The 25,920-nt window shown below is 63.6% G+C and carries 27 protein-coding genes; 7 read left to right on the top strand and 20 right to left on the bottom strand.

Translation table 11 applies throughout. The features are described 5' to 3' along the window. The first annotated feature begins 31 nt into the window (after positions 1 to 31). Complete coding sequence (locus AC6JBC_RS10605; RefSeq protein ID WP_498024183.1) at positions 32 to 907, top strand: hypothetical protein; 876 nt, start codon at positions 32 to 34, stop codon at positions 905 to 907. On the opposite strand, the gene AC6JBC_RS10600 is transcribed toward AC6JBC_RS10605, so the two are convergent. The 7 genes from AC6JBC_RS10600 to AC6JBC_RS10570 all read right to left on the bottom strand — a co-directional run bounded on the left by AC6JBC_RS10600 (position 864) and on the right by AC6JBC_RS10570 (position 9,511). Further along, positions 864 to 2,855, bottom strand: a complete 1,992-nt coding sequence (locus AC6JBC_RS10600) for an ATP-binding protein (protein WP_498024182.1) — start codon at positions 2,853 to 2,855, stop codon at positions 864 to 866. The two genes, AC6JBC_RS10605 and AC6JBC_RS10600, sit on opposite strands and share 44 nt — an antisense overlap. 123 nt (positions 2,856 to 2,978) lie before the next feature. After that, positions 2,979 to 4,241, bottom strand: a complete 1,263-nt coding sequence (gene spt / locus AC6JBC_RS10595; protein WP_498024180.1) for a serine palmitoyltransferase — start codon at positions 4,239 to 4,241, stop codon at positions 2,979 to 2,981. Positions 4,242 to 4,370: 129 nt separating this feature from the next. Then, positions 4,371 to 4,613 carry an acyl carrier protein gene (locus AC6JBC_RS10590; protein WP_449471372.1) on the bottom strand — a complete coding sequence of 81 codons (243 nt, stop codon included), beginning with the start codon at positions 4,611 to 4,613 and terminating at the stop codon, positions 4,371 to 4,373. A gap of 122 nt (positions 4,614 to 4,735) precedes the next feature. Further along, positions 4,736 to 5,014 (bottom strand): ETC complex I subunit, encoded by a 279-nt coding sequence (locus AC6JBC_RS10585; protein ID WP_201514928.1) that lies wholly within the window; start codon positions 5,012 to 5,014, stop codon positions 4,736 to 4,738. A 59-nt stretch (positions 5,015 to 5,073) separates the two neighbouring features. Then, entirely contained in the window at positions 5,074 to 7,521 is a 2,448-nt protein-coding gene (hrpB, locus tag AC6JBC_RS10580) for an ATP-dependent helicase HrpB (RefSeq protein WP_498024179.1), read from the bottom strand. A 78-nt stretch (positions 7,522 to 7,599) separates the two neighbouring features. Then, positions 7,600 to 8,379, bottom strand: a complete 780-nt coding sequence (locus tag AC6JBC_RS10575; protein ID WP_498026052.1) for a TSUP family transporter — start codon at positions 8,377 to 8,379, stop codon at positions 7,600 to 7,602. Positions 8,380 to 8,470: 91 nt separating this feature from the next. Next, on the bottom strand, positions 8,471 to 9,511 hold the full coding sequence (locus AC6JBC_RS10570) for a polyprenyl synthetase family protein (protein ID WP_449471377.1): 1,041 nt from the start codon (positions 9,509 to 9,511) through the stop codon (positions 8,471 to 8,473). Positions 9,512 to 9,613: 102 nt separating this feature from the next. Between AC6JBC_RS10570 and AC6JBC_RS10565 the strand changes: the two genes are divergently transcribed. Beyond that, positions 9,614 to 9,892 (top strand): chorismate mutase, encoded by a 279-nt coding sequence (locus tag AC6JBC_RS10565; RefSeq protein WP_460987585.1) that lies wholly within the window; start codon positions 9,614 to 9,616, stop codon positions 9,890 to 9,892. Between the two features lie 157 nt (positions 9,893 to 10,049). On the opposite strand, the gene AC6JBC_RS10560 is transcribed toward AC6JBC_RS10565, so the two are convergent. From AC6JBC_RS10560 to AC6JBC_RS10545, 4 genes are read right to left on the bottom strand one after another with little or no spacing between them, the layout of a single operon-like run. Then, positions 10,050 to 10,940, bottom strand: coding sequence for a DMT family transporter (locus tag AC6JBC_RS10560; RefSeq protein WP_498024178.1), 891 nt, complete (start codon positions 10,938 to 10,940; stop codon positions 10,050 to 10,052). Further along, the gene (locus AC6JBC_RS10555) at positions 10,937 to 11,575 is read right to left on the bottom strand and encodes a heme exporter protein CcmB (protein ID WP_498026051.1); all 639 of its coding nucleotides are present in this window, start codon (positions 11,573 to 11,575) and stop codon (positions 10,937 to 10,939) included. The genes AC6JBC_RS10560 and AC6JBC_RS10555 overlap by 4 nt, the downstream gene beginning before the upstream one ends. 5 nt (positions 11,576 to 11,580) lie before the next feature. Then, the gene (gene ccmA / locus AC6JBC_RS10550) at positions 11,581 to 12,183 is read right to left on the bottom strand and encodes a heme ABC exporter ATP-binding protein CcmA (RefSeq protein ID WP_498024176.1); all 603 of its coding nucleotides are present in this window, start codon (positions 12,181 to 12,183) and stop codon (positions 11,581 to 11,583) included. After that, a complete protein-coding gene (locus AC6JBC_RS10545) occupies positions 12,180 to 12,587 on the bottom strand; it encodes a metallopeptidase family protein (RefSeq protein WP_498024175.1) in 408 nt (135 codons plus the stop codon). Before AC6JBC_RS10545 ends, ccmA begins: the two co-directional genes overlap by 4 nt. A 40-nt stretch (positions 12,588 to 12,627) precedes the next feature. Between AC6JBC_RS10545 and AC6JBC_RS10540 the strand changes: the two genes are divergently transcribed. Further along, on the top strand, positions 12,628 to 12,921 hold the full coding sequence (locus AC6JBC_RS10540) for a 4a-hydroxytetrahydrobiopterin dehydratase (protein ID WP_460987588.1): 294 nt from the start codon (positions 12,628 to 12,630) through the stop codon (positions 12,919 to 12,921). Between the two features lie 13 nt (positions 12,922 to 12,934). Here AC6JBC_RS10540 and AC6JBC_RS10535 read toward each other — a convergent pair whose 3' ends face one another. The 3 genes from AC6JBC_RS10535 to AC6JBC_RS10525 all read right to left on the bottom strand — a co-directional run bounded on the left by AC6JBC_RS10535 (position 12,935) and on the right by AC6JBC_RS10525 (position 16,617). Continuing rightward, positions 12,935 to 13,393 (bottom strand): hypothetical protein, encoded by a 459-nt coding sequence (locus tag AC6JBC_RS10535; protein WP_498026050.1) that lies wholly within the window; start codon positions 13,391 to 13,393, stop codon positions 12,935 to 12,937. Next, the gene (locus AC6JBC_RS10530) at positions 13,362 to 15,755 is read right to left on the bottom strand and encodes a patatin-like protein (protein WP_498024172.1); all 2,394 of its coding nucleotides are present in this window, start codon (positions 15,753 to 15,755) and stop codon (positions 13,362 to 13,364) included. The genes AC6JBC_RS10535 and AC6JBC_RS10530 overlap by 32 nt, the downstream gene beginning before the upstream one ends. Before the next feature lie 166 nt (positions 15,756 to 15,921). Beyond that, on the bottom strand, positions 15,922 to 16,617 hold the full coding sequence (locus AC6JBC_RS10525; protein WP_498024171.1) for an endonuclease/exonuclease/phosphatase family protein: 696 nt from the start codon (positions 16,615 to 16,617) through the stop codon (positions 15,922 to 15,924). 147 nt (positions 16,618 to 16,764) lie between these two features. On the opposite strand from AC6JBC_RS10525, the gene radA reads away from it, so the two are divergent. Then, on the top strand, positions 16,765 to 18,132 hold the full coding sequence (radA, locus tag AC6JBC_RS10520; protein WP_196225480.1) for a DNA repair protein RadA: 1,368 nt from the start codon (positions 16,765 to 16,767) through the stop codon (positions 18,130 to 18,132). A gap of 10 nt (positions 18,133 to 18,142) precedes the next feature. Then, positions 18,143 to 18,661, top strand: coding sequence for a CvpA family protein (locus AC6JBC_RS10515; RefSeq protein WP_498024169.1), 519 nt, complete (start codon positions 18,143 to 18,145; stop codon positions 18,659 to 18,661). A gap of 3 nt (positions 18,662 to 18,664) precedes the next feature. Here AC6JBC_RS10515 and AC6JBC_RS10510 read toward each other — a convergent pair whose 3' ends face one another. The 6 genes from AC6JBC_RS10510 to rplU form a co-directional block, all read right to left on the bottom strand. Further along, positions 18,665 to 19,579, bottom strand: a complete 915-nt coding sequence (locus AC6JBC_RS10510) for an NAD-dependent epimerase/dehydratase family protein (protein ID WP_498024167.1) — start codon at positions 19,577 to 19,579, stop codon at positions 18,665 to 18,667. 5 nt (positions 19,580 to 19,584) lie between these two features. After that, positions 19,585 to 20,715 carry a glutamate 5-kinase gene (proB, locus tag AC6JBC_RS10505; RefSeq protein ID WP_498024165.1) on the bottom strand — a complete coding sequence of 377 codons (1,131 nt, stop codon included), beginning with the start codon at positions 20,713 to 20,715 and terminating at the stop codon, positions 19,585 to 19,587. 54 nt (positions 20,716 to 20,769) lie between these two features. Further along, positions 20,770 to 21,864 carry a GTPase ObgE gene (obgE, locus tag AC6JBC_RS10500; RefSeq protein ID WP_498024164.1) on the bottom strand — a complete coding sequence of 365 codons (1,095 nt, stop codon included), beginning with the start codon at positions 21,862 to 21,864 and terminating at the stop codon, positions 20,770 to 20,772. A 113-nt stretch (positions 21,865 to 21,977) separates the two neighbouring features. Further along, positions 21,978 to 22,553 carry a GNAT family N-acetyltransferase gene (locus AC6JBC_RS10495; RefSeq protein WP_498024163.1) on the bottom strand — a complete coding sequence of 192 codons (576 nt, stop codon included), beginning with the start codon at positions 22,551 to 22,553 and terminating at the stop codon, positions 21,978 to 21,980. A gap of 272 nt (positions 22,554 to 22,825) precedes the next feature. Next, entirely contained in the window at positions 22,826 to 23,095 is a 270-nt protein-coding gene (gene rpmA, locus AC6JBC_RS10490) for a 50S ribosomal protein L27 (protein ID WP_007683600.1), read from the bottom strand. Positions 23,096 to 23,125: 30 nt separating this feature from the next. Beyond that, positions 23,126 to 23,422 (bottom strand): 50S ribosomal protein L21, encoded by a 297-nt coding sequence (rplU, locus tag AC6JBC_RS10485; RefSeq protein ID WP_097091078.1) that lies wholly within the window; start codon positions 23,420 to 23,422, stop codon positions 23,126 to 23,128. Between the two features lie 218 nt (positions 23,423 to 23,640). Between rplU and AC6JBC_RS10480 the strand changes: the two genes are divergently transcribed. Together AC6JBC_RS10480 and ybaL are read left to right on the top strand one after the other, a co-directional pair. Continuing rightward, on the top strand, positions 23,641 to 24,012 hold the full coding sequence (locus AC6JBC_RS10480) for a hypothetical protein (protein WP_498024161.1): 372 nt from the start codon (positions 23,641 to 23,643) through the stop codon (positions 24,010 to 24,012). Between the two features lie 223 nt (positions 24,013 to 24,235). Then, positions 24,236 to 25,876, top strand: a complete 1,641-nt coding sequence (ybaL, locus tag AC6JBC_RS10475; RefSeq protein WP_498024159.1) for a YbaL family putative K(+) efflux transporter — start codon at positions 24,236 to 24,238, stop codon at positions 25,874 to 25,876. Positions 25,877 to 25,920: the final 44 nt, after the last annotated feature.

Raw genomic sequence — 25,920 nt, 5'->3', positions numbered from 1 at the left:
AAGCTGAGGCCGAACGGATATGGGAAGCGCAATGCCCAATCAACTCCTGCCCCTTGTGACCGCCGAACTGACCGCGCCCGCCGATCCGCGCGCGGCGGCGATGGGCGGTGCGTTGGCGGCGCAATATCCGCATGCCGCCCGCGCCGTGCTCTTCTACGGCTCCTGCCTGCGGGAGCAGAATCTCGACGGGCTGATGCTCGATTTCTACCTCATCGTGTCGGATTATCGCACGGCTTATGGAAAGCGCTGGCTCGCCACGGCCAACCGGCTGATCCCGCCCAATGTCTTTCCGTTCGAACATAATGGCCTGATGGCGAAATATGCCGTGCTGTCGGAAGCGGACTTTGCGCGCCTCAACAGTCCTGCCGCTGACAATGTCTCTGTGTGGGCGCGCTTTGCTCAACCTTCCCGGCTGCTGTGGGCAGCGGACGACCTCGCCCGTCAGCGAGCGATCAGCGCAGTTGCGGGCGCCGCGCCCACCTTGTTGTCGCTCGCCCGTCCCATGACGGACGCGCAGGACGCGCTATCGCTCTGGAAGGCTGGCTTTACGCTCACCTACAATGCCGAATTGCGGGCGGAGAAGAAGGGGCGTTCGGTTTCGATCGTCGACGCCGACCCCGATCGCTATCGCCGCTTCGGAGAAGCTGCCTTGGCCCAAGGCCTGCCGCCATCGCCGCCGGAACCCGCCAAGCGTTGGCGCGCGCTGCAACGACGCGGCAAATATCTGTCCGTCATCCGCCTCGCCAAAGCCAGCTTCACCTATGCGGGCGGCATCGATTATCTGGCGTGGAAGATAAACCGCCATGCGGGAACCGCGATCCAGATAAAGCCCTGGCAGCGTCGTTGGCCGCTGATCGGCGCGCTTACTCTGCTGCCGCGGCTGTTCCGGGGTGGTGCGATCCGCTAAGCGCGTTGGACAGCGCGTGTGACAGGCCCTTCAGTGTGTAAGGCTTGCGTAACACCTCATGTCCGCCAAAGTCAGCGCCCTCCGCAATGTCCCCCGCATAACCGGTGACGAACAGCACCGGCAGGCTGGCATAGGCGGCGGGCAGGGTGCGGACCATTTCCGGGCCTGTCATTTCCGGCATCAGCACGTCGCTTATGATCAACCCGATGTCGCGATGGCTCGTCAGCAGCTTCGCCGCTTTCGACGGATGATCGCAGGCGACGGGCAAATGGCCCAGTTCCGCGAGCGCTGCCATCGTCTGGTTCAGCACGCGGGGATCATCTTCCACCACCAGAATGCGTGTCGGCGGATGCAGTACCGGCTCGCGCTCGGGCAGCGACGGATCCGTTTTCAGCGCGCTGTCCGCCACTGCCTTGCGCGGCAGATATATGGAAACGCAGGTGCCTTCACCGACCTGGGACTCGATACGGATTTCACCCTGGCTCTGTCGGACAAAACCGAAAATCTGGCTGAGCCCCAGGCCTGTTCCCTTGCCCACCGGCTTGGTGGTGAAGAAGGGCTCGAACACGCGGGCCAGCACATCGGGCGTCATGCCACAGCCATCATCCTTGACGCTCAGCGTGACATAGTCTCCATCGGCACATTCGCCGATTTCGTGATGCGCCAGATGCACCTGGCCCGTGCCGATCACCAACCGTCCCCGTCCATCCATCGCGTCCCGTGCATTGACGCACAGGTTCAGAATGGCATTTTCCATCTGGTGCTGATCGACGAAGATGCGCCAGCCCTTGGACTGGTTCTCTATCGAAACGGTGATCTGATCGCCGATCGATCGGTCAATCAGCTCCACCATGCCGCTGACCAAAGCGTCAGGGTCCACGGCGCTGGGCAGCAGCGGTTCTGACCGCGCAAAAGCAAGCAGGCGGCGGGTCAGGGCGGCGGCCCGATTGGCGCCTTCCATCGCATTGTCCAGGTGCCGCGCAGCCTCCTGCGGTTTCAGCCGCAGTCTGCGCTTGGCCAGTTCCAGCCCGCCGACGACCACCGCCAGCATGTTGTTGAAGTCATGGGCAATGCCGCCGGTCAGCTGGCCGACCGCATCCATCTTCTGCATCTGACGCAGAGCTTCTTCGGCCACTGCGCGCTCGGACGTTTCCTTCTTCAGCTGGTCATAGGCACTGGATAGTTCGGCCGTGCGCGCCGTCACCGCTTCCTCCAGCCGATCGGCACGTTCGGCCTCTATCTCGGCCATGCGTCGCGCGTTACGACGCTCGGTATAGGCGGCATTGGCGACCCACAGGGCGAACAGGACGCATACGAACAGCACCAGCCCGAACAGCCGCGACGTGCGGTCCACAAATTGGGTGCGGTTGCCTGCCAGACTCACCGCAAGGCTACGCTCGCGCAGGCGGGCATTTTCCGCCTGTATGACGCGGTCGAGCAACGTAGTGATGTGTGTCAGGTCTTCCGACCGCCCCGCCTTGTGGAATTGGGCGAGCGCCGCCATCTTCTGGTCATAGGTCGTGCGCAGCCCTATTTCGTTCAGCGTCTTGCCGCGCTGGATGAATGCCTGCTGCAACTCCCGGACATTGGCGCGTTGCCATCCTGATCGGCGGGTGGCGTAGTTCAGCAGCTTTAGCTGGCTGGATGCGGTGCGCCACTGATCCTGGAAAAGACGGCCGACATCGGGGTCAAGGCTGATCACATATCGCGCCAGCGTGACTTCCGCGCGCGCAGTCTTGGCCTCGAAAGCTCTGGCGAGGGCGATGATTTCGAAGCTGCGCCGTTGTTCCTGCAACGCCCGTTCATGGTCGCGAGATGCATTGCTGGCGCTGTAAAGCAGGGTGCCCAGCGCCCCCACCAGCAGTATCACGAGGACCAGCGGAAGGAAGCGTCGTACCGAAGCCCGCCAGCCAGAATCCTGGTCTTCCATGTAATAGCTGTCTGCCATCAACCCCAGATCTTAGTCGAACAGCATTACAGGCGAAATATCAAGGAATAAAAGGTTCCAAGGGGCAGTCACGCTTCATCTGCCCCTTATCTCCCTGTATCGCGGCGATGGTGATCGACGCGATCAACCGATTGCGCCGGTTGCCTTCCCCGCCGCCTCGAACATGCCGATAATCTGGCCAACCTGTTCGTCGCTATGCTCGGCGCAAAGCGAGCAACGCAGCAGGAAAGTCCCTGCCGGTGTGGCGGGCGGGCGCGCCATATTCACGTAGAGGCCGAGCTCCAGAAGCGCTTGCCACATGGCGACTGCCTGCGTCTGATCCGTCAGGATCACGGCAATGATCGCGGACTGCGGCGTTTCCGTCCCCAGCTTGAAGCCAAGATCGGTGAGGCCCTTGTGCAGGCGCTTGCTGTTCTTCCACAAATGCGCGCGCTTTTCGCCCGCGTGCATCAGCTTGCGGATGGACGTTGCGGCTGTCGCGACGACGCTCGGCGGTAGCGAAGCGGTGAAGACATAGGGGCGGCAGACGAGGCGCAGCACCTCGAACTTGGGGTGGTTGGATACGCAGAAGCCGCCAACCGTGCCGACCGACTTGGAGAAGGTGCCGACGACGAAGTCTACATCCTTCTCGACGCCTTGCTCCTCATAGACGCCGCGGCCATTGGCGCCGAAAAAGCCCATGCCGTGGGCTTCGTCGACCAGGATCATGCAATTGGGATGCTTGCGCACCGCCGCTACCATCTCGGGCAGGGGGGCGACGTCGCCCAGCATAGAATAGACGCCTTCCAGCACGACCAGCTTCTGCGCATCGGCGGGCAGGCGGCCAAGGCGCTTGTCCAGATCCTCGACGCTGTTGTGACGGAAGCGCACGATTTCCGCATCGCCCAGAAAACAGCCGTCATAGATGGACGCGTGGCTGTCTGCGTCCAGCACGACATAGTCGCCCCGGCCCGCCAGCGTGGAAATCATGCCGAGGTTGGCCTGATAGCCAGTCGAAAACACCATGGCGCCCGAGGTGCCATAGAAGTCCATCAGCGCGTCTTCGACTTCCTTATGGCCCTGATAGGTGCCGTTAAGTACGCGGCTGCCGGTTGTTCCCGCCCCGAACTCGTCCAACGCCTTCTTGCCTGCCGCGACGACATCGGGGTCGAAAGTCATGCCCATATAGTTATAGGTGCCGAGCAGGATCGTGTCCTTACCCTTGATCACTGCCTGGGTGGGAGACTTCACCTCGTCCATGACGATCGCGAAAGGATCGCGCACGCCGGTCGCCAGCAGCGCCTCGCGCTCGGCGATCAGCGGATCGAATTTGGAAAAGAGGTCGCGCGCGCCAGCCACTTCGGCGGGCGTGTGGGCGTCGGTGGCGGTTTCAGCAGCGTCGGTCATCGCATATATCCGTTCGGTTCGAGCAGCATCGAGCATGTCGAGATGCGTCAGGCGAGAACTTTTCCCGTCATTTCGACCATCGATCCTCGGCAAAGGCGGATCGGCTCGATGCGAACGGGGAAGGCTAGATTAGCCCTTCAACTTTGCTACAGCGTCCACAAGCTGACCGATATTCTCGATCTCAGCCTGCATGTTCATGGTGATGATGATATCGAACTCATCCTCGATCGCCGCGACGAAGTCCATGACGGTCAGGCTGTCCCACTCCAGGTCGCCCGCAAAGCTGGTTGCCTCGCTCAGTTCGACGCCCTTCTTGTTGAAAGGAGCGATCTGCGCGGCGATGCTGTCGAAAATCTGCTGGCGATCCGTCATTATCTGTTCAAAGCTTTCCCATGAAAGGGCGACTTTTGCCCCCAAGTCCCGCCTTTTGGCAAGGGAATAAGGCGGCAATCGGGCAGCATCGCGCCCGATTATGAGCCGCCCCGTGCGGGTTTTTAGCGGAAATTGTCGGCGTAGGCCTGGATCTTCAGCGTCTTGGGCGGCGTCGGGATGAAGGTGTAGCCGATCTCATACTTGTCAGCATAGGCGCGCGCCGCGTCCAGCGATGGGAAGGTCAGCTTGACCTGGCTCTGCGTATCGCCCGATCCGGCCCAGCCGGTCAGCGGGTCCGGCTTCTTCGCCTCGCTCGGCGCAAATTCCAGAACCCATTTGTCAGTCCGCGCCTTGCCGGACTGAAGGGCGTTCTTCTGAATCTGATAGATGCGCGCAGCCATCGTGGCGTCAAACTCCTGGGAAGGGCGATGCGTCCGTTGCACCAGCGGACGGGCGGAAGTCAAGGCTTGCCACGGGCATCGGCGCGTTTCGTGCGCAGCGTGGCGGCGGAGCCAGCTGGGTCGTCGGGCCAGGGATGCCGGGGATAGCGCCCGCGCATCTCCTTGGCGACCGCGCTCCAGCTCCCCGCCCAGAAACCCGGCAAGTCCCGCGTCGTCTGGATCGGTCGCCCCGCCGGGGATGTGAGGGACAGGACCAGCGGTATGCGCCCGCTGCCGACAACCGGATGCTCGGAAAGCCCAAACAGCGCTTGCACGCGAAGCTCTACGCGCGGCCCGCCCTCGGCCGCATAGTCGATCTCATGGCTGCTCCCGGCGGGCGATTGAAATGCCGGAGGAGCCAGCCTGTCGAGCTGCTGTTTGCCGTCCCAGCCGATGATGCCCTCAAGGACGCCCGACAATTGCGACCGGTCAATGTCGGACAATCGCCGCTTGCCCGCGAGCAGGGGCGCGAGCCAATCGTCGAGCGTCGCCAGCAGCGAAGCATCCGACAGCGACTCCACCCCCGCAAAGCTGGCCCGCATTCGCAAAGACCGCGCGGCATCGGACCAAGGCAGCAGGTCTAGCCCGCCCTGTCTGACGCCCTCCAACAAGGCCGAGACGACAGCATCCGGGTCCGGCCTGTCATCCGATCCCGACGACAGCCGTATCGCGCCCAGCCGCCTTTCCCGCAGCGCCTCGATCCCTCCGGTTTCCGCCCGGAAACGCACCGTCCGATGTTCCTTCACCCGCCCGCTGAACAGGCGCAGCACTTCGACCTCGCTGATCGGCGCGGCGGAGAGGATACGCGCCCCAGCCGCGTTTCCCTGCACTTCTCCTACCGCGAGCCATTCCTCACGCGCCAACGGGCTTAACGGATCAAGCCGAAACCCCCGCCCACCAACGCTGGCCCATTCCGCACCATCGGCCGAGCGCCGCTTGGCCACCCGGTCAGGAAAGGCCAGCGCAAGGCAAAGGCCCGCATCATGCTCGCCCGCCGCTGCCATCTGCCCGGAGCCGACCAGCTTCGTCCAGCGCCTCGCCATCGCGCGCGCGGCATCGGCCCGCTTCCCGCTTTCCCGCCGCCAGCGCATCCTCCGTTGCGACAGGTCCACATCCTGCCCGCCAACCCCGCGCTCCCCCAGCAGCACGGCCACCTCTGCCGCCACCTCGGCCAACCCCAGTTCGCCCGCGCGCACCAGCATATGCCCGATCCGCGGCCCCACCGGCAGCCGAGCCAGCGCTTTGCCATGCGCTGTGATCCGTCCATCATCGTCCAGCGCCTCCAGCACAGTCAGCCGCTTGCGCGCCTCGTCCAGCGCAGCGGGCGGCGGCGGGTCGAGCCAGCGCAAGCTCGCCGGATCGCTCACGCCCCACAGTGCGCAGTCGAGCAGCAGGCTGGAAAGGTCGCTTTCCAATATCTCGGGCGGATCGAAGGGCGGCATGCCCGCAGTCGCCGCCGCCTCCCACAGCCGATAGGCGACGCCCGGCCGCTGCCGCGCTGCACGCCCTGCGCGCTGGGTCGCCGCCGCCTGGCTCGCCCGCTCCGTGACGAGCCGCGTCACCCCCGCCGCCCGGTCATAACGCGGCCGCCGCGCCAGCCCGGAGTCGATCACGATCCGCACCCCATCGATGGTCAGGCTGGTTTCCGCGATCGACGTCGCCAATATGACCTTGCGCCGCCCCTCCCGCGATGGACGGATAGCGGCCCGCTGCGCCGACGGGTCCAGACTACCATGCAGCCGATGCACCTCGACGCCAAGCCCCTCCAGCCGTTCCGCCGTCCGCTCAATCTCCGCCACGCCGGGCAGGAAGGCGAGCAGGTCGCCCTCCGCCTCTTCCGCCAGCGCCCGTCGCACGGCCCCGGCCATCTCATCCTCGATTCGCTTTTCCGCCGCCCGGCCGATGTGCCGAAACTCCAGAGGCTGTATCCGCCCCTCGCTCTCCAGCACTGGAGCATTGTCCAACAAAGCCGCAAAGCGCGCCCCATCCAGCGTCGCCGACATCGGCACGATGCGCAGGTCCGGCCGCAATGCCGCCTGTGCATCCAGCGCCAGTGCCAGCCCAAAGTCGCTGTCCAGACTCCGCTCATGCACTTCGTCGAACAGGACGGCCGATACGCCCGTAAGCTCCGGATCATCCTGAATGCGACGGACGAAAATACCCTCCGTCAGGACTAGCAGGCGCGTCGCGGCCGACTGTCTGCTGTCCATCCGCGTCGCATAACCGACGATCCCGCCGGGCACGCCGCCCATCAGTTCGGCAATGCGCTCTGCCGCCGCGCGAGCTGCCAGCCTGCGGGGGGACAGCAGCAGCACCTGCCCCGTGCACCATGGCTCATCCAGCAGCGCGGGCGCCACCGCCGTCGTCTTGCCTGCTCCCGGCGGCGCGACCAGAACGGCACTATTCCCCCGCCGCAACGCGTCCATCAGCCGGGGAAGAACATCATGTATCGGCAACGCGGCACTCATGTCCGTCCCTCTCGCGCCAATCGGCATCCGGTGCAATCCCACTGTGCGAGGCGAAAGGCGGCGCTGAAAAGAATGAGCTTATCCGAATAGCAACTCGTGCATCGGGTTTCCCGGATCGAGCAGCATCTTCGCCGTCAGCCCCAGCGACATGATGATCAGCAAGGGCCGTATCAACTTGCTGCCGAACCGCATGGCCAGACGCGATCCGATCTGGCTGCCGGTGATGCTGCCGACGGCCATGGTCAGTCCCGCAATCCACATGACATGGCCGCCCAGCATCATCGTCAACAGGCCCGCCACATTGCTAGCCAAATTGGCGGCCTTTGTCTGAGCCGTTGCGCGGACGAGGCCGAGGCCCCCCAGCGCCAGGAAAATGGTTGCGTAAAATGCTCCGGCACCGGGTCCGAAGAAGCCATCATAAAAGCCGATAGCGCCGATCAGAAGGCTCAGTCCCGCCAGTCCCACCCGGCTGTGACGATCCATTTCGCTGATTCGGGGGGAGAAGGTGAAATAGCCCGCCAGCGCGATCAGCAGCGCGGGCATCAATCCCGCCAAAATGGCCGGGTCCACCCGCTGGATCAGCCAGGCGCCACCCATTGACCCTGTAAATGCCGCAGCAATGGGCCAGCGATAGGCTCTCAAGTCCATGTGCCCGGCGCGTGCATAAGCGACGCAGGCGCCAAAGGTGCCTAGCGATGATTGCAGCTTGTTGGTGCCAACCGCCGCAACCGGCGGCACGCCCGCCGCCAGCAATGCGGGCAGGGAGATCAGCCCGCCGCCTCCCGCCATGGCGTCGATGCACCCGGAAATCAAAGCCGCAGCCATCAGGAAGGCCAGCGTTTCAGGAGAAAGGATCAAATCCAACGGCGTCCCACCTCAGCTATCCGCCGCGCCACTTGGCGTCGATGCGCGCCGAGCCTGCGCCCTCTGGAGCGGGAGGCGGCGTGGCTCAATAAGCGCGGGCGATAGCGAACTCGACCGCCTCGGTCAGCGCGGCCTTTGCCTTGCCCGTATCGAACCGGCCCAGCGCATCGATGGCGCGCTGGCCATAAAGGCGCGCCCGTGCGAGCGTATCGTCAATGGCGCCGGTCTTGCGAAGCAGTTGCGTCGCATGCGCCAGATCCTCGTCGCTCACCCGATTGCCTGCGATCGCCTGCTTCCAAAAAGCGCGATCCTCTTCCGATCCCCGCGCATAGGCCAGGATCACCGGCAGCGTCACCTTGCCGTCGCGGAAGTCGTCGCCCGCGTCCTTCCCCATGGTGGCGCCGTCCGATTCATAATCGATCGCATCGTCGATCAGCTGGAAAGCAATGCCCAGGTTCCGGCCATAGACGTCCAGCGCCTTTTCCTCGGCCTCGTCGCGATCCGCGACCACGGCGGATATGCGGCAGGCGGCGGCGAACAGGGCAGCAGTCTTGGCGCCGATAATGTCCAGATATTGCTCTTCGCTCGTGTCGATACGACGCTGGGCGGTCAACTGATTGACCTCGCCCTCGGCGATCACCGCCGATGCGTTGGACAGGATCTTCAGGATCTTGAGCGACTCGGCCTCGACCATCAGCTCAAAAGCGCGGGAGAACAGGAAGTCGCCGACCAGCACGCTGGCGCTGTTGCCCCAGATGATGTTTGCTGTCTTGCGGCCCCGGCGCAGGCCAGACCCATCGACAACATCATCATGCAGCAGGGTCGCCGTGTGAATGAACTCGACCGCCGCCGCCAGCTTGTAATGGCGGCTGCCCGCATAGCCGACCAGTTGCGCGCAGGCGAGGGTCAGCATCGGCCGCATCCGCTTGCCGCCGCCCGCGATCAGGTGGCCCGCCAGTTCCGGGATCAGCGGAATGCGCGACTGCATCCGGTCCAGGATCACCGCATTGACCTGGTTCATGCCGTCGGCAACCAACGTCATCATGGGGGTGAGCGACGGCGCGCCGTTGGCGCGGCCGATGGGGTGGACGTTGCCGGAGATGGGGCCGGAGGCAGGTGCGGTCATGACCCGGCCCATGTGGCGGTGCAAAATGCAGTTGGCAAGCGGGAATAGCTTGCACGGAGCGACGGATGGAGCAAAAAGCGCGCGTATATTTGGAGGATGAGCGTGGACGACACTTTGAAGCGGTATCGCGAGAGCATCGACAACATCGACGCCGCCCTCGTGTTCATGCTCGCGGAGCGCTTCAAGATCACGCAGGCTGTCGGCGAATTCAAGGCGACGCACGCCCTGCCGCCCGCCGATCCGGGTAGGGAAGAACGGCAGATCAGCCGCCTGCGTCAACTCGCAACCGATGCCAATCTCGACCCCGACTTCACGGAAAAATTCCTGCGCTTCATCATCGATGAGGTGATCCGCCACCATGAGCGGCTTCGGGACGCCTGAGGACCTGCTTGCGCACACGGTGGATCGGCTCCACCCTCGTGCCCCGGCGAGCCTGCCTCTATTGCCGTTCGCCCTGAGCCTGTCGAAGGGCTTTACTTTTCTTCTAAAAAGCAAAAGCATGGCCGATGGGTGATCCCACGCCGAAGGACAGGCTCCCCTAAGCCGGTTCGCTAACCGTTTCCCTTTTGCCTTGCGACCGCCCCAGCAACACCCCCGTCAGCGCCAGAGCAAAGCCCGCCAACTGAACCGGCACCAGCTTTTCGTCGAACAGCAGCCAGGCTTCCACCGCGGCAAGCGGCGGGACCAGCAGCAACAGCATCGACATCCGCGTCGGACCTTGCGTCCGCACCAGCCAAATCAGCAGCGACAGGCCGCCTGCCGACAGGCCCAGCACTGACCAAGCCAAGCCCAGCCATAATAGGGGCGCGCCATCCCAACGGGCCTCCCCCACAATAAGCGCCGCCGCGACCGCGACAATCGCGCCGCCTGCATTCTGTATCGCTCCGGAAATCCAGATGCCGTCACCCGCTATGGAGCCGCGCTGCACCAGCGTGCCCGCCGCCATGGCGACCACCGCAAGCAATCCAGCGAACGCAGGCAAAATCGGCACCGCGCCCGCGCCCGACTTCTCGATGGCAGGCAGCAGTACGCAAACCACGCCCGCAATGGCGATCGCCAATCCTCCCCATCCGCGCGCCAGCAGCCGATCGCCGAGCAGGAACGCGCCCGCCACCGCCACCATCAATGGTTGCAGCGCGCCGAGCAGCGACATGATGCCCGCAGGCATGCCATTATACACCGCCCACCAGCTGACGGTCAGGTAAACGCCATGCAGCATCGCGCCCGCCGCCAGATGCAGCATCAGCCGCTTGCCTCGGGGCAGCCTCTGCCCCGCTCGCCACGCGACGAACCCCAACAGCAGCGCCGTCAGCGTCATGCGCACGCTCAGGATCAGTTCCGGCGCGCCATGGGGCACTGTCCCGCGCGCGACGATGAACCCTGTCGACCAGATCAGGACGAACAGCAGCGAAGCGCCGAAACCGATCACTCGCGCCCCGCTCGTATCGCCGCCCCCGCCGCGAAGGGGGTGATCGCCACCAGCAGCAGCGACGCAGCGCCCAGGAACTTGAGCGCCGCTCCGCTCCCATCGCCCAGCGTGCCTGCGCCAAATATCAGCAACGGCACCGCCAACGGCAGCGCCAGCAATCCGGCCAGCGCTCCGCTCGACCGCAGTCCTGCCGTCAAACTCGCCACCAGCAGACCCAGCGCCGCGAGCGCAGGCGTGCCGATCAGCAGCCCCAATTCCAGCATCCCGACCGTCGCGCCATCCAGCTTCAACAGCGCGCTAGCGGGCAGCGTCGCGATCATCAGCGCCGGGCCAAATCCCAGCCAATGCGCGATCAGCCGCGCCAGCATCACCATCTCATCGCCAACGCCGCGTAATGCGATCTGGTCCAGCACCCCGGCGTCCCGATCGGGCGCGACCAGCCGGTCCACCGGCAACAAGCTCGCCAGCAGCGCCGCGATCCACAGCATCCCGCCACCCGACCGCCGCAACAGCGCAGCATCCGGTCCAACCGCAAAGGGATACAGGCTCGCCACCAGCAGCAGGAAAGCCACTGGCAGCCACAGTCCAGCCGACTGCCAAGCCTGCTTCAAATCCCGTGTGACCAGCAGCGCCATCACCCTCACGCCGCCTCCTCCGCGACATAGGCGCTAAGGTCGATCACCACGGGCGAAGCCATCGGCAGCGGCTGATGCGATGCCGCAACCACGATGCCGCCACCCGCCAGATGCGCCGCCACCGCCGTCCCGAGCAGCCCAAGCGACGCATCGTCCAGCCCATTGCCCGGCTCATCCAGCAGCCACAGCCCAGCGCCACTCGCAATCACCCGCGCCAGCGCCGCCCGCTTGCGCTGCCCGGTCGAAAGCATCCGCACCGGAATCCCCCCGAGCGGCCCCAGCGCCATCGCCTCCAAAGCACCGTCCAGCGCACTCCCATCGACGCCATCCAGCCGCGCCCAAAAGCCCAGCGCTTGCGCCAAAGGCTCTTCCAGATCCAGCGCCAGCCGCTCATCGGCCAGCGCGATTCTGCCGCGCCGCTCGATCGTCCCCGCCATCGGCCGCAGCAGCCCCGCGCAGATACGCATCAGGCTCGACTTGCCGATCCCGTTCGGCCCCCGCAGCAGGGCGCTGCCCCCCGGCTCCAGCGTCAGGTCGACGCCCCGGAACAACAGCCGCCCACCGCGCGCGCAGGCGATGCCCGACAGGCGCAGCGCCGCGTCGCTCATGGCGCGACCATGTCCTCCAACACGTGCATATCGATGTCGGAAAGGCCGAAATGATGGCCGATCTCATGCACCACCACATGGGTGATCAGTGCGTCGAGCGGCACGCCCGTTTCCACCCATTCATCCAGCAACGGCCGCCGGAAAAGATGCACCATGGGCGGGCCGTCGCCCGTCTGCTCGGGCTCCCCCACCGGCCGCCCGGTATAAAGCCCGGTCAGCCCGAACGGGTCGTCAACCTCCATCTCCTTCAATATCCGTTCGTCGGCAAAATCCTCGACGAACAGGACCACGTTGGACAGATGGGACCGGAAAGGGTCGGGTAACCGGCCCAGCGCCTCAAGCGCCAGTCGTTCGATCTGCGCGACGGTTGGCGCGAAAAGAGGGGGTTGACCGGCGTCTGACATGGCTGCGACATAGGCGAAACAATATTATGAGGATAGAGCCATGATTGGTAAACTGTCCGGCGACGAACGGGCGCAGGAGCTTGCTTCTCTTGCCGATTGGACGCTGGTGAACGACCCTGAAGGCATCCAGCGGCGCTTCACCTTTGCGGACTTCAATGCCGCGTTCGGCTTCATGACCCGCGTCGCGCTTCTGGCTGAGCAGGCGAACCACCATCCCGAATGGTTCAACGTCTATAATCGCGTGGACATCACCCTGACGACGCATGACGCCGACGGGCTGTCGCGCCGTGACATAGATCTCGCAAAGGCGATCGACGCGCTGCTGACCGCCTGAGCGGACGGCTCGATCAGGGCTGCCCTTCGATGCGATCCTCATAACCATGCAGCGCAGCGGTCACTGCCGGGTCACCGGCATAGCGGCGGCGCAGCATGGCGAGCTTCGCATCGGTCCCGGTGCATAGTTCGGCGATGCTTTCCATAAGGAACACGCGCCTCTCCCCGTCATAGGGCTCTTCGCCCCGAAAATGGTCGCAACTGTCCCGATCGACCATGAAGCTGGCAACTTCCTGCGGGAAGGGCGTCGCCAGCGCAGCGTCGGGAGAGGGGGGCAGATCCAGCGATCCGCGCGGCGCGGGCTGCGCCTGCACGGTCACTTCGGCTGACGGACGTTGTGGCGCGGCGACTACCTCGATCGGTTCACCCTCGATAGCGTTGGCGGAAAGCACGGCTTGTGGGGCAGTCGCATTGTCCGCGGACGCGGCATCGCCAGACGCGTCACGGCAGGCCGCGGTCAGCGCCAGAATCATCACCAATGGAACCAGCCCCACCCGTGCGCCCACCGATTTCCTCCCGCAAAATGGCAATGAGATCAGCGACATGCGGCAGCCGCTGTTCCTCCTCATCGAGAATCGCCAAGAATGCGGCTTGCCTATAATCGCGCACGCGTTCTTCCGAAAGGCGGCTTGCCGCGGGTAATGCGGAAATTACGATATCCAGCAGCCGTTCGACACCATGAAGGCGTCCCCACAAATAGTCATTCTCCCGATAGGCTCTGCTGAAAAATGCACCAAAGTTATTGAATTCAATGCCTTTTAACGTGGCTTCGGCCCCGCCTGATCGAATAGCGCTGCAATCCTCCGGGGAAATCCGGTCCACCTTCACCGGATCATATTCTTCCATGGCGTGGCCCTGGAGCAACGGTAGGGTGGCGATGTCGTAAAAGGGGAAGCCGAGATAGGAGAGCAGCATGATCCGCCGCTCCGCCTTGGGAAGTCCCGCGAGCGCGTCGGCCAGCATCATCTCCGCCACATCATCCCGCACCTTCAGGTCGCGTGCCTGCGCAATCGCGTCCAGCGCCGCCGCCGGGTCGGAAGGCACCTGCTTGGCTGCGGCGCGGATCGCGCCATTATAGAAATCGGTGCCTTCGCATTCCGTATAATGCGCCATCGATTGATAGATGGCGTCGTGCATCTTCTGGATCGCGGCGTTGCCAGCCTCAGAATCGATCTCCAGCGTGTCGGCCAGCCGCCGGGCCAGAAAGCGCAGGCGGCGGATGCGAAAACTCAGGTCATGAGTGCGGAAGAATGCGACCGGCGGCGATCCCGGCCCGACATTCTCGATCAGCTTGTCCGCGCCGATCGTCCGGACATGCGACCACAGCGCCTGCCGGAAATTTTCCCGCATCAACGGACTGTCCTCATCGCTCAGGCGGAACAGCAGACCGGCCAGATCCTCGACGATGCCCGACAGCTTCAGATGCCCATAGGCCGGGAAGGCAAAGCCCGCCGAGTTCGCGGCCCGCAACTGCGCCTTCGCGCGCCAGGCGGACAGCCGCGCGGGCGTCGGACGGTCGAGGAACAGCATGCCGCCAATCGTGTTTTCAACCTCCGCCTCGATCCCCGGCCTTAAGGCATTCAGAATGCGTACCATCCGGCGAATGCGCGAAGAATGGCGATCGATCGCTTCCAGATTGTCGCGGATCGGCTGCTCGCGCGGAATATCGCTCAGGGCGCCGAAAATGGTGCGGAAAAAACCGGGCAGTTGAGCCTTGTCCTCTGGCGTCGCGTCTTCCTGCTCGCCCTCCCGGTTCAGCCGGATCGATCGACGGCCCGGCTTCGGATCAATATAGACGAAACGCCGATCGACCTCGCGCCGCGACGGACGGTTGCGCAGCGCGCCGATGGCCTGTGCGAAGGGCGCGTTCGCCAGCACCGATCCGTCGATCAGTATCGCGTCCTCCGCGTTGCCGCGCGCCCAATGGCGGGGCAGGGCATGGGCCAGAAACGCGTCCCGGGTCGGCCATGCGCGGTGTCGCTGTTTCAGCACCCGATCAAGTTCGCGCACGGTGAAGGGGGGGAATGCGCCGGGGAAGCTCGCCGTCGCGCGCGCGGCGAATACCAGCTCGGCCGGATCGGCGAACAGGCGGTCGCCACGCCCCCGCGCGTGGAAACCGATGGAAAGGCGATGTTCGGTCTCCACCACCTGCGGCGGGCTGTTGAGGTTCAGGCTTTGCGGATGGCCTTCGAAATCCGTGACGGTGACGAACAGGTCCAACGGGTGCCCCTCGGGCAATAGCGGTGGCCCGCGCTCGGCGGCTTCCATCGCATCGAAGGCGTCAAGGACCATCGCCGTGAAGATTTCACCGCCAAAGGGCGGTTCAAACCATCTGGACCGGATGAAGTTCGACAGCTTGTGCCGCACCTCCTCGCGCGTATCGGGCGCGACGGTACGTTCCACCGTGTCACCGGGCCGCCGCGCCGCCATCCATACCAGCGGCGTTGCCCAGAATTTGCTGATCCGCCGCGCGGGACGCGCATCCGGGTCCAGCAACTGCTCCACATCGGCATTTTCCAGCCACAGGTCGGTCAGTGGCTCCAGCGACTGCCCGGTTTCGATCGCCTGCGCCAGAAATATGCCGTTGATGCCGCCCGCGCTCGCCCCGGCGATGATGTCGGGCATTACGCGCAACCGGATGCCGCTCGCCGCTTCCAGATCTTCCAGCAGCTTCCTGTAGACCGCCTCGCTGCCCTTGCTTCCCGGGGTGCCGTCATGAAAACTCCGGCTCGCCCGCGCCAGCCGCCAGATTTCCTTGGTGATGCCGTGCATGTAGACGGCCAGACTGATCCCCCCATAGCAGACCAGCGCCAGTCGAAGTTCGCGTTCCTTCATGATCCGTAGCCCTCAGGCCCTAAACCTCTCCTCCGTTCGCCCTGAGCCTGTCGAAGCCTGTCCCCCTGAGCGCCTGCTGCAAGCAGGCAGTCGAAGGGGGCTCTACTTCCTTTAAGCTGATCCGTATCGGGCATCGACAGACCGGTCCCCACCAGCAACCGCCACCTCACAACCGAAACTCCGCCCATATCGGCAAGTGATCCGAAGCCTTCCGCGACGCCGCACTGTCGTGAACCCCGCTGTCCATCAGCTTCAACTGCCCGCAATGCATGATCCGGTCGAGATGCGCCACGGGCCGCCGCGCGTGGAAACTCCGGCCGCACGGCGCGAAACTATAATGGCGCGCAAAGTCCGCCAGACACCCCCGATTGGCGCTCCATTCGTTGAGGTCGCCCATCAGCACGGTCGGCATAGCGTCCCGTTGTGCTGCCGCATGGATGACCGCCGCCGCCTGCTTGCGCCGCCACAGGCCCGACAGGTCGAGATGCATGCCAAATACGCGCAGCTTCGCCTTGCCCAGTTCAACCTCCGCCATCGTCGCGCCACGCGGTTCCAGGCAGGGCAGATGCAGCACGTCATGGGTGCCGACCTCCGCCTCCTTCCGCACCAATATCGCGTTGCCATGCCAGCCCATCGAATCCACGTGCACATTCAACGGCACCGGCTTGTACTGGCTCATGGATTCCAGCAGCCAGGGTGGAATGGCGGCCGATCGAACGCCAAATCGGCGATCCGCTTCCTGCAACGCGATGACGTCCGCGTCCAACTCTCCCAGCACCTCCAGCACTCGTTCGGGGCTGCGGCGGCGGTCGGTGCCAATGGCTTTGCGGATGTTATAGCTGGCAACGCGTAACGACTTCATGGCGAGACAATGCGCCACATCCGCATGAGTTTCCAGCGCTCTTGGACGGTATCCAAACTTCTTCGCCATAAGGCGGGAGGGGCGAGGGGGGTGGCCCATCCGTTCTTTGTTCTTGAAACGTTCACCATGGCAAGTCATAGCTCCCCCATGGCCAAGGCAAAGCGCAAATTCGTCTGTCAGCAATGCGGTACGCTCTCTTCCCGTTGGCAGGGGCAATGCGATGACTGCGGCGAATGGAACAGCATTGTCGAGGAAGCGTCCGAGACCATCTTTTCCGCGCGCCATGATCTGCAAAGCGGGGGACGCGCCCTAACGCTTGTGGGCCTGAACAGTCAGGTTGAACTGCCCCAGCGCACCAGCACCGGCATTGCGGAGTTCGACCGTGCACTGGGTGGCGGCATCGTTCCGGGTTCCGCCACGCTAATCGGCGGCGATCCGGGCATCGGCAAGTCCACCCTGTTGCTTCAGGCTGCCGCCCGCATTGCCGCGCGCGGCCTTTCCGTCGCCTATATCAGCGGTGAGGAAGCGGCGGATCAGGTGCGCCTGCGGGCGCAGCGCCTCGGCCTTGGCAACGCGCCCGTGCAACTCGCCAGCGCGACCTCCGTCCGCGACATCCTGACCACACTGGGGGAGGGGGAACCGCCCGCGCTGCTCGTCATTGACTCGATCCAGACGATGCACAGCGACCTGATCGAAGGCGCCCCTGGCACCGTCAGCCAGGTGCGCGCATCCAGCCAGGAACTGATCCGCTTCGCCAAGCAGCGCGGCACCGCCGTCATCCTCGTCGGCCATGTCACCAAGGATGGCAGCATCGCCGGGCCACGCGTGCTGGAGCATATGGTCGACACGGTGCTGAGCTTCGAAGGCGAGCGCAGCCATCAATATCGCATCCTCCGCGCGATCAAGAATCGTTTCGGCGGCACCGACGAGATCGGCGTCTTCGCGATGGTGGCGGAGGGGCTGGAGGAAGTTTCGAACCCATCGGCGCTGTTCCTCACCCATCGGGACGAAACCGTAACCGGCGCGACCGTCTTTCCTGCATTGGAGGGCACGCGGCCCGTGTTGGTGGAGATACAGGCGCTCGTCGTCCGCCTTTCCAGCGGCGCTACGCCCCGGCGCGCGGTGGTGGGCTGGGACAGCGGCCGCCTGGCCATGGTCCTTGCCGTGCTGGAAGCGCGCTGCGGACTCAGCTTCTCAACCTGTGAAGTCTATCTGAACGTCGCGGGTGGTTATCGCCTGTCCGATCCCGCCGCTGACTTGGCGGTTGCCGCCGCGCTCATATCGGCGCTCGCGGAACGGCCGGTGCCAGCCGATCTGGTCCTGTTCGGCGAAATCGCGCTGTCGGGGGAAATACGCCCCGTCGCTCATGCCCCGCTGCGCCTGCGCGAATCGGCGAAGCTCGGTTTTGAACGGGCCTATGTACCCTCAGCGGTCGCCGACGGGGTAAAGGGGATAGCGGTCAGCGGTTATCGCGCGTTAAGTCAACTGGTTGACCAGATGCTCGGCCGCGGATAGCCCGACGCTCATGAACGCCGTCGATATCCTCGTCCTTCTCGCCATCGGCGGTTGCACAGTCTTGGGCTTGCTTCGTGGTTTCGTTCTTGAAACCCTTTCGCTGATCGCCTGGGTCCTCGGCATCTTCGCCATCCGCCTCTTCCACCCCTCCGCGACCGAACTCCTCACCCCCCTGGTCGGCACAACCGGAGGCGCGTCAATTCTCGCATTCCTTCTTGTTTTCGGCATCACCTTCGGCGCAGGAAAACTCCTCGCCCACGCCATCGGCCGCCGTACCCGCCAGTCGATTCTTGGCCCCATCGACCGCGTCCTCGGCGGCGGCTTCGGCGCTATCAAGGGATTGATCGGGGCAACGCTGGTCTTCCTCGCGTTCAGCCTGACCTACGACACCTTCTACGGCAGCGGAGAGCGCCGCCCCGATTGGTTGTCCGACGCCCGCACCTATCCGCTGCTCAACGCCAGCGGGCAGGCCATCAGCGAATTCGTGGCCGAACGCCGCGCCAGAAAGCCGGACGCCAAAAGCGACTAATCGCTATAGCCAGCCCTTTGCGCGGTACGCGTCCGCTGTTGCTTTCAGTCCCGCTTCGGTAGCAACCTCTGGCACCCACAGTTTTTTGGGAGGCTGCTTGCGCTTTGTGACCACCCAATCGGGATGGCAGAAATAGCTGACCCGATCCTGCGTGAGCTTCGCGCCTTTGCCCCGCAGCATGCGATCCAGCCGCGCGCCGAGGCCCAGTGCCCAGTTGGGCGTGGCAAAAGTCCGCACGGGCCTTCCGACCGCGCGCCCGATCGCCTGTCCAAAGTCCAGATGGTCCCATCCGCCCGGCGTGCCGTCGTCCGCCTCATAACTGTGAGCAAGGCTCATTTCCGTCTCGCCAGCAAGCCGCAGCAGCAACCGACCGAGGTCGCTCACCTCGATCAGGGATAGCCGCCCACCCGGGGGCAGCAGCATGATGCCTCGCTTGGCCATCCGGAACAGCTCCAGCATTTCCCGATCACCCGGCCCATAAATCGCAGGCGGGCGCACGATCGTCCAATCCAGTCCGCTCGCCTTGACGTGACGTTCGGCGAGCGCTTTGGACCAGCCATAGTCGGACAGTTTCGGTTCCCGCGCGGCCAGCGATGACACATGGACCAACCGCCGGACCCCGCGCTGCCGCATGGCGTCGATGACGGCCATCGTCCCACGCGCGTTCCCAGCCTCGAACCCGTCGCGATTGGCCGCGTTCACAACGCCTGCGATATGGACCACTACGTCGGCATCCCGTACCAGCGTGTTCAGCGCCGCACGGTCCTCAAGCGATCCGGGCACCCACTTCAGCCGGGCGCGGGGCGGCTGCGCCTTTCGGGTGATGGCTGTCACATGGTGCCCAGCGTCCAAAGCCTGATTGAGCGTTTCGGCGCCGACAAAACCTGTCGCGCCCGTCATAGCAATGCGTAATTTCATGGGGGTCAGACCATGGCCATCTGGTCGCGATGAACGAGCACGGATCGGGGCAGGTGGCCCAGCAGCGCCGCGATATCCTCACTGCGTTTTCCTGCGATCCTCGCCGCTTCCTCGCTGTCATACTCGCTCAGTCCACGCGCGATCACCCGGCCGTCCGGCGCGACGATATCAACGACATCACCTCGCACGAACGCGCCCTCTATCTTCGCCACACCGGCAGGCAGCAAGCTGTTACCGCTTCCCAACGCCTTTTCAGCGCCCGCGTCGATGATGATGCGTCCGCGAACGGTAAGACGTCCTGCGAGCCATCCCTTCCGCGCCCGCTTGGCAGGGGCCGCGAGGAAGATCGATCCTTTTCCGCCATTGATCCAATGTGACAGCGGAGCATCGACCTTGCCGGAAATGATGGCGAGATGCGCTCCGGCCCCTGTCGCGATCCGCGCGGCCTCGATCTTGGAGGTCATGCCTCCCGATCCCATTCCGGAGGCGGATCCGCTGTCCGCCATATTTGCGATTCGCGTGTCAATGCGCTCGATTGTGTCTATCAACATGGCGCTCGCATCGACATGCGGATTGGCGGTGTAAAGCCCATCGACGTCGGAAAGCAGCACGACCGCGTCGGCCCGTGCTGCCTGTCCGATACGCGCCGCCAGCCGGTCGTTGTCCCCAAAGCGGATCTCCGCCGTAGCGACGCTGTCGTTTTCATTCACCACCGGCACCACATTGAGCGTGATCAGGCGTTCCAAGGTCGCAGAGGCATTCAGATAGCGCCGTCGATGCTCCAGATCGTCCAGTGTCACCAGCATCTGCGCGGCCGTGATCCCCTTGTTTTGCAACAAACGAGCCCAGCATTGCGACAGTGCGATCTGTCCTGTTGCCGCAGCAGCCTGAGCGTCTTCCAGACTGCCTCGCCCACCCTTTGGCAGCTTCAATCGCCGTGCGCCCAGAGCGATTGCGCCTGACGAAACGATAATGATCTGCTGCCCGGCTGCCTTGCGGGCAGCGACATCTTCGACCAAGGTCCGGAGCCACGCTTCGCGAACCTCGCCATTCCCATCGACCAGCAGGGCTGAGCCGATCTTAATGACCAGTCGCCGAACTTGAGAGGGAGGGAAGCCTGAAAGAGAGGAAGTCACGGGATCAGTTCCGTTCGCCTGGAACGTGAAGAATAAGTGGCGATTGAGGAGTGTTCAGATCGGCGACCATGAAGCGTCGCCTTCGTCACCGGCCTCTTCCTCCATCGGTCTGCCGTCTGTCAGCAATGGCAGGACGGCATCCAGTAGCGGTTGCACACCTTCGCCAGTCGCGCCCGAGATGATGAATATCTTCTCCACGCCAGCCTCGCGCCGGATTTGGGCGGCGATGTCCTCCATCAATTCCGGCCCGAGCAGGTCGCCCTTGTTAAGCGCGACGATCTGCGGCTTGTCGGCGAGCCCCTCGCCATAGGCCTCCAGTTCATCCTGCACGATCCGGAACTGTTCGACCGGATCGTCGCCAGTGGCATCAACGAGGTGCAGCAGCACGCGGCAGCGCTCGATATGGCCAAGGAATCGGTCGCCGATGCCAGCGCCTTCGGCTGCACCCTCGATCAAGCCAGGGATGTCTGCCAGGACGAATTCCTTGTCACGGTGCGTGACGACGCCGAGCTGTGGCTTGGTGGTGGTAAAGGCATAGGCCCCCACTTTGGCCTTGGTATTGGTCACCTGATTGATGAAGGTAGACTTGCCCGCGTTAGGCATGCCGACCAAGCCCACATCGGCAAGCAATTTCAGCCGCAGCCAAACCCACATTTCCTGTCCCGGCCAGCCTGTTCCATGCTGCCGTGGCGCACGATTAGTGCTTGTCTTGTAAGACAGGTTGCCCCGACCGCCATCGCCGCCGCGCAGCAGGACTAAGCGTTGCCCTACCTCGGTGAAGTCGGCGAGAAGCTCCTGATCTTCATAGTCGGGATAACCATCCTCGTCCTCGGTGCCCTCGATGGGCTGAGGATCGGACAGGATCTGCGTTCCCACGGGCACTTTTATGACGAGGTCGTTGCCGCCAGCGCCATAGCGATTCTTCCCGGCACCCGGCATGCCGCGCTGTGCCTTGAAATGCTGAGTGTAGCGGAAGTCTATGAGGGTGTTGAGGCCAGCTACGGCTTCGAAGATGATATCTCCGCCCTTGCCGCCATTGCCGCCATCAGGGCCGCCATATTCGACATATTTTTCACGCCGGAAACTGACCGCGCCGGGGCCACCCCAGCCGGATTTAATGTATATTTTCGCCTGATCCAGAAAATGCATGGGCTGGCCCATAGCCGCTTATGACGCGGAATTAAACCTTGCCGTCTGCTATCGCTCGAAACTCACCTTTCCATGCGGGACGGCGTCTGCTGGCGCCGTCGTCCCTTCTTCGGTCAGGCCGCGAGTGCGGGCATGGCGTCGTGATAAAGGTCCATTGCAGGATCAATCGTCATGCGCCCGGCCACACCTTCTTCAAAGACCAGGCATTCCGTCGCGTTTCCGCGCGCCGGACTGTAACGTTGCTCAACCCGGCCGGTGTAACGAAAGCCGATTTTCCGAAGCACATTGCCTGACGCCGGATTGTCAGCGAAATGCGCCGCGCGAATCCCGCTGACGCCTGACGCTCGGGCCATGCCGTACACCGCGCTGGCGGCCTCCGTCGCAAAGCCCAGCCCCCAATAGGGACGCGCTATCCAATAGCCGAGTTCAGGCGTGCCATCCTCGGTCAAATGGATGCCACACCCGCCCACCAGGCGCGGAGCACCGCGGGTGCGGGAAAAAGCCAGAAGACGCGGCAGGCGTGTATCCTGCGGAAGGGCAAGGAAGCTGCGCGCGTCATCAATGCCATAGGGCGTCGGCACGCGGACAAGGTTGCGCAGGACCGCCGGATCGCCAATCGCTTCGGCCAGCGCGGATGCGTCTTCTCTCCAACCGGGTCTCAGGAGCAGGCGGGGGGTACGGGCGAACATTTGAAAATCTCTCCTCTGATCGACACGCCAATGGCCGTAAAAAGTTACGGCTTGACGACTTCTTTCCTCTGGCTGTGCCCCGCCCGCATGACGCGTGAGAAGCCTCAGGGTTCCAGAGGTTTGAGGGAAAATGAGGGGAGGTGCCACCGAACGGAAAAAGGGGCGCTCCCGGATGGGGCGCCCCTTTTTCCCTCGGATTATCAGAGATGGTCCAAGACCATCTTCCGGAAGGATCGCCCCAATAATGAGGGACGATCCGTCATGATCGTCCGTTATTCGGCTGCTTCAGCCATGGCGTCGACCGACACATATTTGCGGCCGAGCTTGCCAGTGTGGAATACCACGCGGCCTTCGCCCAGGGCGAAGAGGGTGTGGTCCTTACCCATGCCAACATTGCGGCCGGGATATACGCGTGTGCCGCGCTGGCGAATGATGATGTTGCCGCCGATCACTTCCTGACCGCCGAACTTCTTCACGCCAAGGCGCTTCGATTCCGAATCGCGACCGTTACGCGATGAACCGCCAGCTTTTTTATGTGCCATGACTCAAACTCCTCGAAACTGGACTACGGCTCAGGCGATCGACACGATCTTGAGGATCGTGTGATTCTGGCGATGGCCGTTGCGACGACGGTAGTTATGCCGACGGCGCTTCTTGAAAACGATGACCTTTTCGCCCTTCGCCTGCGCGATGATTTCGGCGGCGACGGTCAGCTTGCTGGCGTCCTTCACGTCGCTGCCTTCGCCGGCGAACAGGACGTCATCCAGCGTCACCTTGTCACCGGCCTCACCGGCCAGCTTCTCGACGACGATCTTGTCTCCGGCGGCGACGCGATACTGCTTGCCGCCCGTGCGCACGACTGCGAACATGGCTCTTCTCTTCTCGTTCAAATCTGCTTTACGCAAATCGCCGAGGACATGACGTCCTGTTGACCCGCGCGGGAATGTGGCCCGGTAGTGGACTGACTCGCTTATGTCAACCGGGAAGCCCCCTTCTTAGGGGTGGTTTTTGCGCGGGTCAGTGCCTATCTTCCCGTCTCGAAGGGAACCCGCCGCGCATGATGCCAACATCGTACAGGACTGAAAGCATGAGAGGCAGGCTTCTCTTCATGCTGACCCTGTGGATGGCGATCAGTGTGGCGTTATTGAGTGCCCTGACGCCATTGGGGCCGCCGTCCAGCATAGCAACGGGCTCGGCGTTCAATCCTGCCACCACGGGCGTAGTGCTGAAGGCCCGGACCCAATCGGCACTGGCCGACTACCGCCTGACCCAGCCCGATGGTTCGGGCGACAGCCCCTTGTTATCGTCATTGATGCCATGGTTGGTATCTGTAGCGGGACTGCTGGCCGTCGCGGGATGGTCGCGATCTAATCCCTTATATGTCCGCACCCGCCCCTCGCGCTGGCGCGGGCGTATTACACACTCCTTTCACGCTCGCGCTCCACCTGTCCTGACTTAACGCGCACTCCGTTAATCGTCAGACAGGAGAGATCCATGACCCGCAGACGGTCACGCCGCAGCAACCGACGGCCACCATGGTGGTTTATACCCGCCGTGTTCACTGGGCTGGGTGCTGCCGGAGCCTTGTTGTCAGCCGCTATGCTAGCTGTCGCAGAATGAAAATATGATAGGCTGCCGGTGAAGGTTCAGAGGGCCACACCGGCAGACAGGGAAGGACGTCCATGCCTCATCACACGCCCCTGATCGGAACAATCGTCGCGGGCCTCGTTGTTGCTTTCATAATGGGTGCCATTGCCCATCGTCTCAAACTTTCGCCGCTGGTCGGTTATCTTATCGCGGGGATCATGGTTGGTCCTTTCACCCCAGGCTTTGTCGCCAACACCAATCTGGCCAACGAATTGGCCGAGATTGGTGTCATTCTGTTGATGTTCGGGGTGGGACTACATTTTTCGCTGCGTGACTTGCTGTCGGTGAAGAATATCGCTGTACCCGGCGCCATCGGGCAGATCGCGGTTGCAACGCTGCTCGGCATGGGGCTGTCGCACTATATGGGCTGGCCAGTGATGGGCGGCATTGTGTTCGGCCTCGCTCTTTCGGTGGCGAGTACGGTCGTTTTGCTGCGCGCCTTGCAGGGGGCGGATCTTGTGGAGACGCGGCGGGGGCGCATAGCTGTTGGCTGGCTGATCGTCGAGGATCTGGTGATGGTGCTGGCGTTGGTACTGCTACCCGCGCTGGCGAAGGTTATGAGCAATGCAGACGCATCGGCCGGGATGGGTGACCTGCTGGCACCGCTGCTAAGCACCTTGCTGAAGGTCGCCGGCTTTGTCGCCCTGATGCTCGTGGTGGGCCGACGGGTCATTCCTTGGGCGTTGCACTGGGTAGTTCACACCGGATCGCGGGAGTTGTTTCGCCTGGCTGTGCTTGCCATCGCCCTTGGCGTGGCCTTCGGCGCGGCCGTGGCGTTCGATGTGTCATTTGCGTTGGGCGCCTTCTTCGCGGGCATGATCCTGGGCGAGACGCCGCTCAGCCGCCGCGCGACGGAGGAAACGCTGCCGCTGCGCGATGCTTTCGCGGTACTGTTCTTCGTGTCGGTTGGCATGCTATTCAATCCATCAGTTCTTGTTGAACAGCCGTTGCCCCTATTGGCGACCGTGGCGATCATCATAGTCGGTAAGTCTATCGCCGCGTTCGCGATCGTACGCGCCTTCGGCCATCCGGGGGATACCGCGCTGACGATCGCGGCGAGCCTGGCGCAGATCGGCGAGTTTTCCTTCATTCTTGCCACATTGGGTACTGGCTTGGGCGTGCTGCCCGCAGAAGGACGTGATTTGATCCTTGCCGGAGCGATTGTGTCGATCTTTTTGAATCCGTTCATCTTCTCGATGATCGTGCGGGCGCACAAGAAGGAGGAGATTGAGGAAGAGGCGGAAGCGGAAAAGGCGCGCCAGCGGCCGCACATCGGGCATGTGATCCTGGTCGGATATGGCCGGGTCGGCAAAATGATCGCGGAGCGCCTGTCCGAACGCAATGCCCATTTCGTTGTGCTGGAGACAGACCCCGAACGGGCAGAGGAGGCCTCGGAGGCGGGCCACCCGGTAGTGCGGGGAAGTGCACTGGAGGACCGTTATTTGATGGCTGCGGGCATATGCGAGGCTCGGCGGTTGCTGATCGCGGTTCCGGAAGGGTTCGAAGGTGGCGCGATCCATGAACATGCGCGTCACCTCAATCCCAACCTGCAGGTGGTTGCGCGAGCGCATAGTGATGCAGAGGTCGCGCATCTCGAAGGGATTGGTGTGCCCCATGTTGTCATGGGAGAGCGCGAGCTGGCAGCGCGAATGCTTCAGCTGTCCGGCGCGGGCTGAACGTCAGTCAACAATGTGCTCCTGTAAAGCCAGGAGCACATTGC

The sequence above is a fragment of the Sphingobium sp. RC1 genome, assembly GCF_059738765.1.
Note: the sequence above shows the minus strand (reverse complement) of the source record. Positions and strands in the feature narration are given on the sequence as shown.

What these genes read in the sequence shown, in the direction of transcription:
- AC6JBC_RS10605 (WP_498024183.1), top strand. Translation starts at nt 32, where the DNA reads ATGCCCAATCAACTCCTGCCCCTTGTGACCGCCGAACTGACCGCGCCC.
- AC6JBC_RS10600 (WP_498024182.1), bottom strand. Translation starts at nt 2,855, where the DNA reads ATGGCAGACAGCTATTACATGGAAGACCAGGATTCTGGCTGGCGGGCT.
- spt (WP_498024180.1), bottom strand. Translation starts at nt 4,241, where the DNA reads ATGACCGACGCTGCTGAAACCGCCACCGACGCCCACACGCCCGCCGAA.
- AC6JBC_RS10590 (WP_449471372.1), bottom strand. Translation starts at nt 4,613, where the DNA reads ATGACGGATCGCCAGCAGATTTTCGACAGCATCGCCGCGCAGATCGCT.
- AC6JBC_RS10585 (WP_201514928.1), bottom strand. Translation starts at nt 5,014, where the DNA reads ATGGCTGCGCGCATCTATCAGATTCAGAAGAACGCCCTTCAGTCCGGC.
- hrpB (WP_498024179.1), bottom strand. Translation starts at nt 7,521, where the DNA reads ATGAGTGCCGCGTTGCCGATACATGATGTTCTTCCCCGGCTGATGGAC.
- AC6JBC_RS10570 (WP_449471377.1), bottom strand. Translation starts at nt 9,511, where the DNA reads ATGACCGCACCTGCCTCCGGCCCCATCTCCGGCAACGTCCACCCCATC.
- AC6JBC_RS10555 (WP_498026051.1), bottom strand. Translation starts at nt 11,575, where the DNA reads ATGGCGCTGCTGGTCACACGGGATTTGAAGCAGGCTTGGCAGTCGGCT.
- ccmA (WP_498024176.1), bottom strand. Translation starts at nt 12,183, where the DNA reads ATGAGCGACGCGGCGCTGCGCCTGTCGGGCATCGCCTGCGCGCGCGGT.
- AC6JBC_RS10545 (WP_498024175.1), bottom strand. Translation starts at nt 12,587, where the DNA reads ATGTCAGACGCCGGTCAACCCCCTCTTTTCGCGCCAACCGTCGCGCAG.
- AC6JBC_RS10540 (WP_460987588.1), top strand. Translation starts at nt 12,628, where the DNA reads ATGATTGGTAAACTGTCCGGCGACGAACGGGCGCAGGAGCTTGCTTCT.
- AC6JBC_RS10535 (WP_498026050.1), bottom strand. Translation starts at nt 13,393, where the DNA reads ATGATTCTGGCGCTGACCGCGGCCTGCCGTGACGCGTCTGGCGATGCC.
- AC6JBC_RS10530 (WP_498024172.1), bottom strand. Translation starts at nt 15,755, where the DNA reads ATGAAGGAACGCGAACTTCGACTGGCGCTGGTCTGCTATGGGGGGATC.
- AC6JBC_RS10525 (WP_498024171.1), bottom strand. Translation starts at nt 16,617, where the DNA reads ATGAAGTCGTTACGCGTTGCCAGCTATAACATCCGCAAAGCCATTGGC.
- radA (WP_196225480.1), top strand. Translation starts at nt 16,765, where the DNA reads ATGGCCAAGGCAAAGCGCAAATTCGTCTGTCAGCAATGCGGTACGCTC.
- AC6JBC_RS10515 (WP_498024169.1), top strand. Translation starts at nt 18,143, where the DNA reads ATGAACGCCGTCGATATCCTCGTCCTTCTCGCCATCGGCGGTTGCACA.
- AC6JBC_RS10510 (WP_498024167.1), bottom strand. Translation starts at nt 19,579, where the DNA reads ATGAAATTACGCATTGCTATGACGGGCGCGACAGGTTTTGTCGGCGCC.
- obgE (WP_498024164.1), bottom strand. Translation starts at nt 21,864, where the DNA reads ATGCATTTTCTGGATCAGGCGAAAATATACATTAAATCCGGCTGGGGT.
- AC6JBC_RS10495 (WP_498024163.1), bottom strand. Translation starts at nt 22,553, where the DNA reads ATGTTCGCCCGTACCCCCCGCCTGCTCCTGAGACCCGGTTGGAGAGAA.
- rpmA (WP_007683600.1), bottom strand. Translation starts at nt 23,095, where the DNA reads ATGGCACATAAAAAAGCTGGCGGTTCATCGCGTAACGGTCGCGATTCG.
- rplU (WP_097091078.1), bottom strand. Translation starts at nt 23,422, where the DNA reads ATGTTCGCAGTCGTGCGCACGGGCGGCAAGCAGTATCGCGTCGCCGCC.
- AC6JBC_RS10480 (WP_498024161.1), top strand. Translation starts at nt 23,641, where the DNA reads ATGAGAGGCAGGCTTCTCTTCATGCTGACCCTGTGGATGGCGATCAGT.
- ybaL (WP_498024159.1), top strand. Translation starts at nt 24,236, where the DNA reads ATGCCTCATCACACGCCCCTGATCGGAACAATCGTCGCGGGCCTCGTT.